Raw genomic sequence first — 12086 nt, 5'->3', positions numbered from 1 at the left:
GCATTCGCGAAACATGCCGTCATGACCAACGGTACTGACAACGGCGAACTTTATCGCCGATCGTGCGGTCTTTTTCTGCGTGTTTTTCATTTCGCAACAAGGAGATACGACATGGACCGGCTGAGCGCCCTGCTGACCGAGACCTTCGCTCCCTACGCTCCCTCCCTGGGCCCGGCACGCCCCGATGGCGGCCGCATTCTGACCCTCACCAACAACGATGGAGACGTTATTCTGCGACGCGTCATCGAAGGCCAGCACCTGGCGGACCATGAGCAGAGCGAAGAGGCGGTGCAGACCATTCGCCGCGACCTGCTGATCTCTGAAGGCCGCATGGAGGACGATGTCGTTTCCCAGTTGCGCCAGCGTGCGCAGGTGCTGAGCTACGGCACCTGATCGACCTTGCAACGAAAGCGCCGCCCAATGGGCGGCGTTTTCGTTTCCGGGCCTATAACTTGCCCAGGTACTTCAGGCGTGAGCGGATGCCGCCCGTGGTGCGGCCATGTTCACGGGCGATGGCGGCCACGGTCTCCCCGGCCTCGAAGCGCTGCAGCAGCACTGTTTCCTCTTCCGCCTGCCAGGGTTTGCCGGCCTGCTGGGGCAGGGCGCGTGGCTTCGGGGCAGGCATTTCCAGTGCGTGGATGGCGTGGAACAGGGCGCGGATCACTTCCGGTGTCTGGCAGGGATCGTCGACGGCCAGGGGGGAGTTGTGGCGCGGGTCGATGCCCTGGGCGAGCTTGCGCAGCACAGCGAGGGTGTCGGCGAGATGGTCAGCGTTCATGGCAGCTCTCCTGGTTGTATCCGCAGATGCTTGGTGAGCCCTGATCGATTGTCTGTCGGATGCAGCGGGAGATGCGGCAGAAATGGCGGAGTCGCTGTAGGAGCAAGCTCGCTCCTACAAGAACGGTGCGGACCGCTCGCCAATAAAAAACGGCCCCGAAGGGCCGTTTCTCATCGCAGCGGGAAGGATCAGCCGCCGAGGTACGCGTCGCGCACCTTGGGGTTCACCAGCAGGTTGGCGCCGGTGTCCTGCATGACGATGCGACCGTTCTCCAGCACATAGCCGCGGTCGGCGAGCTTGAGCGCCTGGTTGGCGTTCTGCTCGACGAGGAAGACGGTCACGCCTTCCTGGCGCAGCTGTTCGACGATGTCGAAGATCTGCTGGATGATGATCGGCGCCAGGCCCAGCGACGGCTCGTCGAGCAGCAGCAGCTTGGGCTTGCTCATCAGCGCACGGCCGATGGCGAGCATCTGCTGTTCGCCGCCGGACATGGTGCCGCCACGCTGGTTGAAGCGTTCCTTCAGGCGCGGGAAGAGCCCCAGGACCTTGTCCATCTGCTCCTGGTAGTCACCCTTGCTGGTGAAGAAGCCGCCCATGGCGAGGTTCTCTTCCACGGTCAGGCGGGCGAACACGCGACGGCCTTCGGGCACGACGGCGATGCTCTTGCGCATGATCACGGAGGATTCCTTGCCGACCAGCTCTTCGCCCATGTAGGTGATGCTGCCGGAGGAGGCGCGCGGCGAGCCGCACAGGGTCATCAGCAGGGTCGACTTGCCGGCGCCGTTGGCGCCGATCAGGGTGACGATCTCACCCTGCTGGACTTCCATGCTGACGTCGTGCAGCGCCTGGATCTTGCCGTAGAAGGTGGAAACCTTGTCGAACTTCAGCATGACTCAGGACTCCCCCAGATAGGCTTTGATCACATCCGGGTTGCCGCGGATTTCCTCCGGGGTGCCGTCCGCCAGCGGGGTACCCTGGTTGATCACGTAGATGTGGTCGGAAATGCTCATCACCAGCTTCATGTCGTGCTCGATGAGCAGGACAGTGACGCCGTGCTCGGAGCGCAGCATCGCGATCAGCGCCTTGAGGTCCTCGGTTTCCCGCGGGTTCAGGCCGGCCGCCGGCTCGTCCAGCATCAGCAGCTGCGGACGGGTCATCATGCAGCGGGCGATCTCCAGGCGGCGCTGCTGGCCGTAGGCGAGGGTGCCCGCCGGACGGTTGGCGATGTCCTTGAGGTTGACGATTTCCAGCCAGTGGGAGGCGTAGTCCAGGGCCTCGGCTTCCGCGCGACGAAAGGCCGGGGTCTTGAGCAGGCCGGCGAGGAAGTTGGTGTTGATGTGCCGGTGTTGCGCCACCAGCAGGTTCTCCACCGCGGTCATCTCCTTGAACAGACGTACGTTCTGGAAGGTCCGCACCACGCCCTTGTGGGCGATCTTGTGGCCCGGCAGGCCCTGGATGGGCTCGCCGCGCAGCAGGATTTCGCCGCCGGTGGGCGCGTAGAAGCCGGTCAGGCAGTTGAACACGGTGGTCTTGCCGGCGCCGTTGGGGCCGATCATCGAGATCACCTGTTTCTCCTGGACCTTCAGGGCGACGTTGTTGACGGCCAGCAGCCCGCCGAAGCGCATGGTGAGGCCGGCTACTTCAAGAATCGGTCGGCTCATTTTCGCAACTCCAGGTGCGGGCGCTGCATGGGCAGAAGCCCCTGCGGACGCCAGATCATCATCAGCACCATGAGGGCGCCGAACATCAGCATGCGGTACTCGCTGAACTCACGCATCAGTTCGGGCAGCAGGATCATCACCACGGCGGCCAGGATGACGCCGAGCTGGGAACCCATGCCACCCAGCACCACGATGGCGAGGATGATGGCCGATTCGATGAAGGTGAACGACTCCGGTGTGACCAAACCCTGGCGCGCGGCGAAGAAGCTGCCGGCGAAACCGGCGAAGCAGGCGCCGAGGGTGAAGGCGGAGAGCTTGATCAGCGTCGGGTTCAAACCCAGCGCGCGGCAGGCGATCTCGTCTTCGCGCAGGGCTTCCCAGGCGCGGCCCAGGGGCATGCGCAGCAGACGGTTGATCACGAACAGCACCAGCAGTACCAGCAGTAGCGCGACCAGGTAGAGGAACACGACCTTGTAGTTCGAGTTGTAGGCGATGCCGAAGAACTCGTGGAAGGTCTGCATTCCCTCGGGGGCGCGGCGCTCGAAAGTGAGGCCGAACAGCGTCGGCTTCTCGATGTTGCTGATGCCGTTGGGGCCGCCGGTGAGCCAGGTCATGTTGCGCAGCAGGATGCGGATGATCTCGCCGAAGCCCAGGGTCACGATCGCGAGGTAGTCACCGCGCAACCTCAACACCGGGAAGCCGAGGATGAAGCCGAAGAACGCGGCCATCAGGCCGGCGATCGGCAGGCACACCCAGAAGCCCAGGCCGTAGTAGTGCGACAGCAGCGCATAGCTGTAGGCGCCCACGGCGTAGAAGCCGACGTAGCCGAGGTCGAGCAGGCCGGCCAGGCCCACGACGATGTTCAGGCCCAGGCCCAGCAGCACGTAGATCAGGATCAGGGTGGCGATGTCCACCGCGCCGCGCGAGCCGAAGAACGGCCAGGCGAGGGCGACGAGAATCAGCACCATGATGATCTTGCGTTGCACGGAGGCGTGGGTCAGACGTTCGGCCAGCTTGGTGTGCGGGTGCGACAGCGCCTGTTTCACGCTGCCGCCGAAGGCGAAGCGATCACGCACCAGTTGCCAGACGAACATCAGCACGGCGCAGGCGGCGATGGTCCACAGGCGGGCAGGGCTGACGTTCTCCAGCTGCAGGCCGATGCCGATCACGCTGAGCTTGATGCCCAGCACCGGATAGGCGACGGCCATCACCAGCAGGGCGCTGAAGAAGGCGGTCTTGAGTTTCTGGCTCATACCTTTTCCACCTCCGGGCGACCGAGCAGGCCAGTGGGGCGGAAGAGCAGCACGAGCACCAACAGGGTGAACGCCACCACGTCCTTGTACTGGTCACCGAACACGTCGGCGCCAAAGGCTTCGGCAACGCCCAGCACCAGGCCGCCGAGCATGGCGCCCGGAATGCTGCCAATGCCACCCAGCACCGCGGCGGTGAACGCCTTGATGCCGGCGAGGAAGCCGATATGCGGGTTGATCACGCCATACTGCAGGCCCAGCAGCACCGCGGCCACGGCGGCCAGGGTGGCGCCGATGACGAAGGTCAGGGCGATGATGTTGTTGGTGTTGATGCCCAGCAGGTTGGCCATCTTCAGGTCTTCCGCGCAGGCACGACAGGCGCGCCCCAGGCGGGAGCGGGAAATGAACATGGACAGGCCGTACATGGTCAGCAGGGTGACGATGAAGATCAGCACCTGCATGTACGAGATGGTCACGCCGGTCATCTCGTCCGCGCCGATGATGAAGTTGCCCGGCAGCAGGTTGGGGATTGCCTTGTCCTTGGAATCCTGGGCCAGCAGAACCTCGTTCTGCAGGAAGATCGACATGCCGATCGCGGAGATCAGCGGAATCAGCCGGTTGCTTCCACGCAGGGGCCGATAGGCGATCCGTTCGATGGTGTAGCCGTAGGCGCTGGTGACGATGATCGCCGCGGCAAAGGTGCAGATGATAACGACAGGGAGACTAACGATCCCCATCATGGCCAGCCCCGTGATCACGATGAAGGCTACGTACGAGCCAATCATGTACACCTCGCCATGGGCGAAGTTGATCATGCCGATGATGCCGTAGACCATGGTGTAGCCGATGGCGATCAGGGCATAGGTGCTGCCGACGGTGAGGCCGTTGATCAGCTGTTGCAGGTAGTGATAGAGCTCAGGCATTACCTAACTCCTCGGGCGTCGCGTGAAGCGGCGCTTGTGGCGCGACGGACCCCCGGAATACTCGGATAAACAAAGCCCACTGCGTGGGCAGTGGGCTTTGTGTGGTGGCGGGTGGCTTACTTGGCTTCGGTCTTGGTGCCGTCCTTGTGCCACTGGTAGACCACGAAGTTGAAGTTCTTCAGGTCGCCCTTCTCGTCGAAGCCCAGGTCACCGGTCGGCGTCGCGAAGGTGTTGGCGCGCAGCGCGGCTGCCACCTTGTCGGTGTCTTCGCTGCCGGCTTTCTTGATGCCTTCGGCGATAACCTGGACGGCGGCGTAGGCCGGGAACACGAACGGACCGCTCGGGTCTTCGTTCTTGGCCTTGAAGGCGTCAACCAGGGCCTGGTTCTTCGGATCCTGGTCGAAGGACTTCGGCAGGGTCACGTAGAGGCCTTCGGAAGCCGGGCCGGCGATGGCGGAGATCTCTTTGTTACCCACGCCTTCCGGACCCATGAAGCCGACTTTCAGGCCTTTCTCGGAAGCCTGGCGCAGGATCAGGCCCAGCTCCGGGTGGTAGCCGCCGTAGTAGACGAAGTCGACCTTGGCCTGCTTGAGCTTGGCGATCATCGCGGAGAAGTCCTTGTCGCCGGCGTTGATGCCTTCGAACAGGGCGACCTTGATGCCAGCGTCTTCCAGGGTCTTCTTCACGGCAGTGGCGATGCCTTCGCCGTACTGCTGCTTGTCGTGGATCACGGCCACGGTCTTGGGCTTGATGTGCTCGGCGATGAACTTGCCGGCGGTCGGGCCCTGCAGGCTGTCCAGACCGATGGTGCGGAAGATCAGCTTGTAGCCACGGGAAGTGATGTCCGGGCTGGTGGAAGCGGCGGTGATCATCATCACGCCTTCGTCTTCGTAGATGTCCGAAGCCGGTTGAGTGGAGCTGGAGCACAGGTGGCCAACGACGAACTTGACGCCATCGTTGACGATCTTGTTGGCAACGGCCACGGCTTGTTTCGGATCGCAAGCGTCGTCGTAGACCACGCCTTCGAGTTGCTTGCCGTCGACGCCGCCGGCCTTGTTGATCTGCTCAATGGCCATCTTCGCGCCAATGAACTGCATCTCCCCATACTGGGCGACTGCGCCGGTCACCGGGCCGGCCAGAGCAATCTTGATGGTGTCGGCGGCCATGGAGAAGCTGGCAACGCCGGCCAGGGCCATGGCGGTGAACAGCTGGGAAAGACGCTGAGTACCCTTTTTCATAATGCTCCACTCTTCTTGTGTTTTCGTTTTTGTAGTCCTGGTCGCCAGCGGCTCACCGGACCGGGATTGCCCCGGACAGACCCACCGGCAACTGTACCGGTACAGTGTAGAGTGCCGCCGGACCGCTTGAAAAGCGGGTGGCGGGCAGCCGATTGTGGGCATGTCGCAAGATTGAAACAAACGTACAGAAAAACGGCGCTGTATGACTTTTCCTTGTGGGTTTCCGTCACCAGCGAAAACGCCGTCCGAACCTTGCCTGGCGCGGTCCCGGCGCTATCATGGCGCCGTTCGTTTACCAGGTGAGATTCATGACTGAACAAGCTAGCACCCTCTATGCCAAGTTGCTTGGCGAAACCGCGAAGATTTCCTGGCAGGAGCTCGCGCCCTTCTTCGCCCGCGGCAACCTGCTCAAGGTCGCGGCTTGCGCCGATCTGGTGGAGGTCGCGATGGGCGTGGCCGAGGACGACCGGACCAAGGTTGCCGCCTGGCTGGCCAGTGGTGATCTGAGCAAGGTCGACGAAAAGCTGGCGCAGGACTTCCACGACCGTGACCCGGAACTCTGGGCGGTGGTGATTGCGCCCTGGGTGTTGGTTCAAGAAAGAGTTCGAAAAGAGTCCGTGCACTGACGCAGGGCGATTTCCAATTCGAAAAGGCCGGCTAGACTGTCGGGATTCCATAGAAGGAGATTCGCCATGTTCGAACCGGGCCATCTGCATCTCCAGTCCCTGCCGGGGCTGGGGCAGCAGGAGATTGACGCTCACATCAACTATGAAGTCCGCAAGGATGTGGAAAAGGGCACCATCGTCCACTTCACCATGAAGGGCGAAATCGACGGTAATTCCTTTACCGAAGAGTGGGACATGCCCAAGGAGCAGGCCTTCAACTTTGCCAGCGATGCTACCCGCATCGCGCAGAAGCATGGCCTGCATCCACGGTTCGGCTCGATGGTGCGCAACCACAAGGAGTACGACGCGATGTTCGAGGACATCCGCCAGAAACTCGGCACCAACCCTGGCGACCCGATCGACCTGGACAAGGTCATCCACGGCGATTCGTAAGCGACGCATTCAAAGAAAAGCCCGGCCATGTGCCGGGCTTTTTGTTGTGCGTCATCTGCCACAGAACTCAGTGGCTCACCCAGCGCTGCCGCGCCCAGGCGCTGAGGCTGTCGACGCACAGCACCAGCAGCAGCATGGCGATGATCACTGTGGCCGCCTGGGCCTGCTGGAACAGGCTGAGGCTGAAATACAGCATCTGCCCCAGGCCGCCTGCACCGACGAAGCCGAGCACGCTGGCCATGCGGATGTTGTTCTCCCAGCGATAGAGCATGTACGCCACCAACTGCGGCCAGACCGCCGGAAGGGTGCCGTAGGCGAAGGCGGCGACGCGTCCGCCGCCGGCCAGGCGCACGGCTTCCGCCGGGGCGGTCGGGGTATTTTCCAGCGCCTCGGCGAACAGCCGGCCGAGCACGCCGCCGGTGTGCAGTGCCAGCGCGAGCGTGCCGGCGTTCGGGCCGAGCCCGGCGGCCAGCACCATCAGCGCGCCCCAGACCAGCTCCGGCACCGCGCGCAGGGCATTCAGGAACAGCCGCGAAAGACTTTGGGCGATACGCCCGAAACGCCCGGCCGCCGGTAGCGCGAGCAACATGCCCAGCAGCGCCGCAAGCAGGGTGCCGATGGCGGACATCGCCAGGGTTTCCAGGGCGCCGCGACCGACTGCCGTGAGGTGCGTGGCGCTCAGGTCCGGCGCGAGGAAGTCGCGGCCGTAGTCGAGCATCTGGCCGAGGCCGCGCGCGTCGAACAGTCCGCCGGTGTCCATTTCCAGGTAGGCAAAGGACGCGCCGATGGCGAGCAGGATCAGCAGCAGCCAGCCCAGGCTGCGCAGCAGGCCGGTCATTCGAGCCTCCCGCGCAGGAAGCGGCTGAGCAGGTCGGCGCCCAGCACCAGCACCAGGAACATCAGCAGGATGCTTGCCACCTCGCCCCCGGCGAACATGCGCAGCGACAGGTCGATCTGCTGGCCGAGACCGCCGGCGCCGACGAAGCCCATCACCACCGAGGCGCGGATCGCGCATTCCCAGCGGTAGACGGTGTAGGAGATGAGTTCCGGCGCGGCCGAGGGCAGTACGCCATAGGCGAAGGCCTGCAGCCGGGAACCGCCGCCCAGCAACAGGGCGCGGGTCGGGCGCGGGTCCACCGATTCGAAGATTTCCGCGTAGACCTTGCCGAGCATGCCGCCGTAAGTGATGGCGATGGCCAGCACCCCGGCGGTGGGGCCCAGACCCACGGCGCGGACGAACAGCAGCGCCCAGACGATTTCTGGCACGCTGCGCAGCACGATGAGCAACCCGCGCACTGGCCAGCGCAGCGCCCGCGCCCACCAGGCCGGTAGGCCACCGCGGGGCAGGGCGGAGATCGAGAGCGCGCGGGTCGCCAGCAGTGCGGCAGGGAAGGCGATCAGCCAGGCCAGCGCCATGCCGGCAGTGGCGATGGCCAGGGTTTCCAGGGTGGCGCGGCCGAGCAGGGCGAGGAATTCCTCGTCATGGGCCGGCGGCCAGAAGCCGCCGAGGAAGTTGGCCATGGTCCGCGCGTTGTCGCCGCTGAACAGGCCGGCGATATCCAGCTCGGACAGGTGCAGGCCCGGCCACAGCAAGGCCAGGGCAAGCAGGGTGAGCAGCAGGCGCGGCAACGCCGCCGGGTCGCGCGGCGGGCTCCTGGAAAGTGCGGGGTTCAGCATCGCGGAATCTGCACCACCAGCGGTTTGCCCACCGGCGAGGAAGCGTCCTGCTGGCCGAGTTGCTCGTTGGCGTAGAGGGCGCGCAGGTCCTCGGGAGTGACGTTCTCCGCCGCCTTGTCGAAGGCGATGCGTCCGTCGCGTACGCCGACGATACGCGGGAAGTGCTCCAGCGCCAGGTCCACCGCATGCAGGCTGGCCAGCAGCGTCACGCCACGGTTCTGCGCTTCACGGGTGAGTACGCCGAGGGTATGGCCGGCGAGCACCGGGTCCATGGCCGAGACGGGTTCATCGGCCAGCAGCACTTCGGCCTGCTGGTACAGCGCACGGGCGATGCCGACCCGTTGCAACTGGCCGCCCGAGAGCTGGTCGCAGCGCTCGAAGAGCTTGTCGCCCAGGTCCAGGCGCTGCAGTTCGCTGCGGGCGCCGGCGCTGTCGACGGGGTAGAGCAGGCTGGCCAGGCTTTTCCACAGCGGCCACTGGCCGAGGCGGCCGGCGAGCACGGCGGTGACCACCCGCTGGCGCGGTGGCAGCGGAGGAGCCTGGTGCACCAGGGCAATGCGCGAGCGCAGGCGCTGGCGCGCAGGACCACTCAGCGCCCAGGGCTGGGTGCCGAGCAGGTCGAAACTGCCGGCAGCGGGCTTCAGTGCAGTGGCGAGGATACGCAGCAGGGTGGTCTTGCCCGCACCCGACGGGCCGATGATCGCCACCCGTTCACCGGCAGCGACGCTGAGGTCGATACCGGCGAGCGAGCGCTGGCCGTTGGCGTGGATGTGCTCCACGCCGGTCAGTTTCAGGGTCACTTCAGCAGGCCGGCGGCGCGCGCCGATTCCTCGATGCCCTTGTAGTTTTCCGGCTTGGTGTCGATGAAACGGCTGGCCGCCTGCAGGTCGAGGATTTCCTTGTCGCGCGGCTTGCTCGGGTCGAGGGCGAGGAAGGCCTTCCTGATCTTCTCGGCCAGGGCCGGGTCGAGGTTGCCGCGCACGGTCCAGTTGTAGTCGTAGTAGGTCGGGGTGGTGGCGAAGACCTTCACCTTGTTGGTGTCGACCTTGCCGCTGTCCACCAGCTTCTGCCAGACGGAGGCGTTCAGCACGCCGGCGTCGACCTTGCCGGCCTGGACCCAGGCGACGGTGGCGTCGTGGGCGCCGGAGTAGGCTACGCGGGAGAAGAACTGCTCGGGCACCACGCCGTCCTTCTGCATGAAGTAGCGCGGCATCAGGCTGCCGGAGGTGGACGACACGGAACCGAAGGCGAAGGTCTTGCCCTTGAGGTCCTGGATCGATTTCACGTTCGGGTCGGCAGTGATGAATTTGCTGGTGAACTGCTGGTCCTGCTCGCGCTGTACCAGCGGGATAGCGTTGCCGGTCTTCAGGCGCGCCTGGACGAAGGTGAAGCCGCCCAGCCAGGCCATGTCGAGGCGATCCGAAGCCAGGGCTTCGACCACGCCGGCATAGTCGGACACCGGGATGAACTTCACCGGCATGCCCAGTTGCTCTTCCAGATAGGCACCCAGCGGCTTGAACTTGCGCAGCAGTTCGGTGGGGGCTTCATCGGGAATGGCCGAGACTTTCAGTTCTTTCGGGGTGTCGGCGTGGGCGAAAACGGCGGACAGGGACAGGGCAAAACCGGCGGCGAGCGCCAGGGAGCGTTTCAGCATGGGGAGAGTTCTCCGGTTCAATGGCGGAAAAAACTCCGGGAGTATAGTGGCGGCGCGCCTGTTTGGCAGCTGGCACGTCGTCCGCCGGGTCAACTTCGCGCCTGTTAGAATGCCGCCTCCCCGTGCCCGTCCTGCTGTCGAACTGGAGATCACCCCATGTCGTCCCCTTTGCCATCCCTCGCTTTTGCCGGTCTCGGCCTGATGGGGGTACCCATGACGCGCCGCCTGCTCGCCGCGGGCTACCCGCTGGCCGTGTGGAACCGCTCCGCCGGCAAGCGCGAGCTGCTGGCCGCCGAAGGCGCCACGGCCGTTGAAACGCCCGCGCAGCTTTGCGCCGACGCCGAAGTGGTGATGCTCTGCCTGGCCGATACCGCCGCCGTGCGCGAAGTGGTGTTCGGCGCCGGTGGCATCGTGGAAGGCGCCCGCGCCGGCCAGGTGCTGGTGGACTTCTCCAGTCTCGAACCGGCCGCCACCCGCGAGATGGCCGCCGAGCTTGCAGCACGCACCGGCATGCGCTGGGTCGATGCGCCGGTTTCCGGCGGCACGCCGGGTGCCGAGGCCGGCACCCTGGCGATCATGGCCGGCGGCCGCGTCGAGGATATCGAGCGCGTACGGCCGATCCTCGCCCACCTCGGCCAGCGCCTGACGCGCATGGGCGATGTCGGCGCAGGCCAGGTGACCAAGGTGTGCAACCAGATGATCGTCGCCTGCAACGCCTTGGTGATCGCCGAAGTGGTGGCGCTGGCGGAGCAGTCCGGCGTCGATGCCAGGCTGATCGCCCCGGCCCTGGCCGGCGGTTTCGCCGATTCCAAGCCCTTGCAGATTCTTGCCCCGCAGATGGCCGAGAGCCGCTTCGAGCCGGTGAAGTGGCACGTGCGCACACTGCTCAAGGACCTGGATACCGCCGTCAGGCTGTCCCGCGAGGAAGGCTCGGCCACGCCCATGAGCGGCCTTGCCGCGCAGCTGATGCGCCTGCATGGCAGCCAGGGCAATCTCGAACGCGACCCGGCTACCCTGGTCGAGCAATACCGTCAGTCAAAGGAATTCCCCGCATGAAACTCTGCGCCAACCTGTCCCTGCTGTTCACCGAAGTCCCGCTGCTGCAGCGTATCGACGCCGCCGCCAAGGCCGGTTTCGAGGGCGTGGAGATCCAGTTTCCCTACGACGTCCCCGCGCAGGACCTGAAAGCCGCACTGGACGAAGCCGGCCTGCCGCTGGTGCTGATCAACCTGCCGGCCGGTGACCTGATGCAGGGCGGTCCCGGCATCGCCGCCGTACCGGAGCGTGCGGCGGAGTTCGAAGCGGCGCTGGCCAAGGCGCTGGACTATGTGAGCATCGTCAAGCCGCAGCACATCAACGTGCTGGCCGGCCGGCTGGTCGAAGGGCTGGAGCGCGAGGTCGCGCTGCAGACCCTCGCCGAGCGTCTGCGCGCCACCTGCGATGCCTTCGCCGGCAGCGGCACCGACGTGCTGATGGAAGCCATCAACTGCCACGACATGAAGGACTTCCTGCTCAACACCCCCGAGCACCTGCAGGACATGCTCGAGCGCGTGGCTCGGGAGAACCTGCGCGCGCAGCTGGACCTCTACCACATGGCGCGCATGGGCCTGGAACTGGTGGATTGCATCTACGCCCTGATGGGCCAGATCGGCCACGTGCAGTTCGCCGACTACCCCGAACGCGGCGAACCGGGCTCGGGCGAGATGGAGTTCGAAGTGCCGCTGCAGGTGCTCGACGACGTCGGCTACGACGGCTGGCTGGGCGCCGAGTACCGCCCCACCGGCACCACCGCCGACTCCCTGCGCTGGCTGCCGCGCTGGCGCGCCGGCAGGTTCGACTTCTGAGCC

The 12086-nt window shown here is 65.2% G+C and carries 15 protein-coding genes; 5 read left to right on the top strand and 10 right to left on the bottom strand.

What is annotated here, in order from left to right:
• Window positions 1–111 precede the first annotated feature (111 nt).
• Window positions 112–393 carry a DUF3509 domain-containing protein gene (locus IB261_RS23215; protein WP_192224017.1) on the top strand — a complete coding sequence of 94 codons (282 nt, stop codon included), beginning with the start codon at window positions 112–114 and terminating at the stop codon, window positions 391–393.
• A 52-nt stretch (window positions 394–445) separates the two neighbouring features.
• Here IB261_RS23215 and IB261_RS23210 read toward each other — a convergent pair whose 3' ends face one another.
• The 6 genes from IB261_RS23210 to IB261_RS23185 form a co-directional block, all read right to left on the bottom strand.
• The gene (locus tag IB261_RS23210; protein ID WP_192381056.1) at window positions 446–778 is read right to left on the bottom strand and encodes a hypothetical protein; all 333 of its coding nucleotides are present in this window, start codon (window positions 776–778) and stop codon (window positions 446–448) included.
• 188 nt (window positions 779–966) lie between these two features.
• The gene (locus tag IB261_RS23205) at window positions 967–1668 is read right to left on the bottom strand and encodes an ABC transporter ATP-binding protein (RefSeq protein ID WP_045210454.1); all 702 of its coding nucleotides are present in this window, start codon (window positions 1666–1668) and stop codon (window positions 967–969) included.
• A 3-nt stretch (window positions 1669–1671) separates the two neighbouring features.
• Window positions 1672–2439 carry a high-affinity branched-chain amino acid ABC transporter ATP-binding protein LivG gene (gene livG, locus IB261_RS23200; protein ID WP_081515899.1) on the bottom strand — a complete coding sequence of 256 codons (768 nt, stop codon included), beginning with the start codon at window positions 2437–2439 and terminating at the stop codon, window positions 1672–1674.
• Window positions 2436–3692, bottom strand: coding sequence for a high-affinity branched-chain amino acid ABC transporter permease LivM (locus tag IB261_RS23195; RefSeq protein ID WP_081515897.1), 1257 nt, complete (start codon window positions 3690–3692; stop codon window positions 2436–2438). Before IB261_RS23195 ends, livG begins: the two co-directional genes overlap by 4 nt.
• Window positions 3689–4612, bottom strand: coding sequence for a high-affinity branched-chain amino acid ABC transporter permease LivH (gene livH, locus IB261_RS23190; RefSeq protein WP_081515895.1), 924 nt, complete (start codon window positions 4610–4612; stop codon window positions 3689–3691). The genes IB261_RS23195 and livH overlap by 4 nt, the downstream gene beginning before the upstream one ends.
• A 116-nt stretch (window positions 4613–4728) precedes the next feature.
• Complete coding sequence (locus tag IB261_RS23185; RefSeq protein ID WP_081515893.1) at window positions 4729–5850, bottom strand: branched-chain amino acid ABC transporter substrate-binding protein; 1122 nt, start codon at window positions 5848–5850, stop codon at window positions 4729–4731.
• Window positions 5851–6158: 308 nt separating this feature from the next.
• Between IB261_RS23185 and IB261_RS23180 the strand changes: the two genes are divergently transcribed.
• Both IB261_RS23180 and IB261_RS23175 read left to right on the top strand, forming a co-directional pair.
• Window positions 6159–6476 (top strand): DUF2288 domain-containing protein, encoded by a 318-nt coding sequence (locus IB261_RS23180; RefSeq protein WP_081515892.1) that lies wholly within the window; start codon window positions 6159–6161, stop codon window positions 6474–6476.
• 66 nt (window positions 6477–6542) lie between these two features.
• Window positions 6543–6908, top strand: coding sequence for a DUF5064 family protein (locus tag IB261_RS23175; protein ID WP_081515890.1), 366 nt, complete (start codon window positions 6543–6545; stop codon window positions 6906–6908).
• A 67-nt stretch (window positions 6909–6975) separates the two neighbouring features.
• Here IB261_RS23175 and phnE read toward each other — a convergent pair whose 3' ends face one another.
• The 4 genes from phnE to IB261_RS23155 are packed head-to-tail and all read right to left on the bottom strand — an operon-like array spanning window position 6976 to window position 10239.
• Window positions 6976–7746, bottom strand: a complete 771-nt coding sequence (gene phnE / locus IB261_RS23170) for a phosphonate ABC transporter, permease protein PhnE (RefSeq protein ID WP_081515888.1) — start codon at window positions 7744–7746, stop codon at window positions 6976–6978.
• A complete protein-coding gene (locus IB261_RS23165) occupies window positions 7743–8585 on the bottom strand; it encodes a PhnE/PtxC family ABC transporter permease (RefSeq protein ID WP_081515886.1) in 843 nt (280 codons plus the stop codon). Before IB261_RS23165 ends, phnE begins: the two co-directional genes overlap by 4 nt.
• Window positions 8579–9385 carry a phosphonate ABC transporter ATP-binding protein gene (locus IB261_RS23160; protein WP_192224020.1) on the bottom strand — a complete coding sequence of 269 codons (807 nt, stop codon included), beginning with the start codon at window positions 9383–9385 and terminating at the stop codon, window positions 8579–8581. Before IB261_RS23160 ends, IB261_RS23165 begins: the two co-directional genes overlap by 7 nt.
• On the bottom strand, window positions 9382–10239 hold the full coding sequence (locus tag IB261_RS23155; RefSeq protein ID WP_192381057.1) for a putative selenate ABC transporter substrate-binding protein: 858 nt from the start codon (window positions 10237–10239) through the stop codon (window positions 9382–9384). Before IB261_RS23155 ends, IB261_RS23160 begins: the two co-directional genes overlap by 4 nt.
• Window positions 10240–10395: 156 nt before the next feature.
• On the opposite strand from IB261_RS23155, the gene IB261_RS23150 reads away from it, so the two are divergent.
• Window positions 10396–11295, top strand: coding sequence for an NAD(P)-dependent oxidoreductase (locus tag IB261_RS23150; protein WP_081515881.1), 900 nt, complete (start codon window positions 10396–10398; stop codon window positions 11293–11295).
• Window positions 11292–12083, top strand: a complete 792-nt coding sequence (locus IB261_RS23145; protein ID WP_192381058.1) for a hydroxypyruvate isomerase family protein — start codon at window positions 11292–11294, stop codon at window positions 12081–12083. Before IB261_RS23150 ends, IB261_RS23145 begins: the two co-directional genes overlap by 4 nt.
• Window positions 12084–12086: the final 3 nt, after the last annotated feature.

The organism is Pseudomonas sp. PDM20, assembly GCF_014852575.3.
Taxonomy (GTDB): Bacteria; Pseudomonadota; Gammaproteobacteria; order Pseudomonadales; family Pseudomonadaceae; genus Pseudomonas.
Note: the sequence above shows the minus strand (reverse complement) of the source record. Positions and strands in the feature narration are given on the sequence as shown.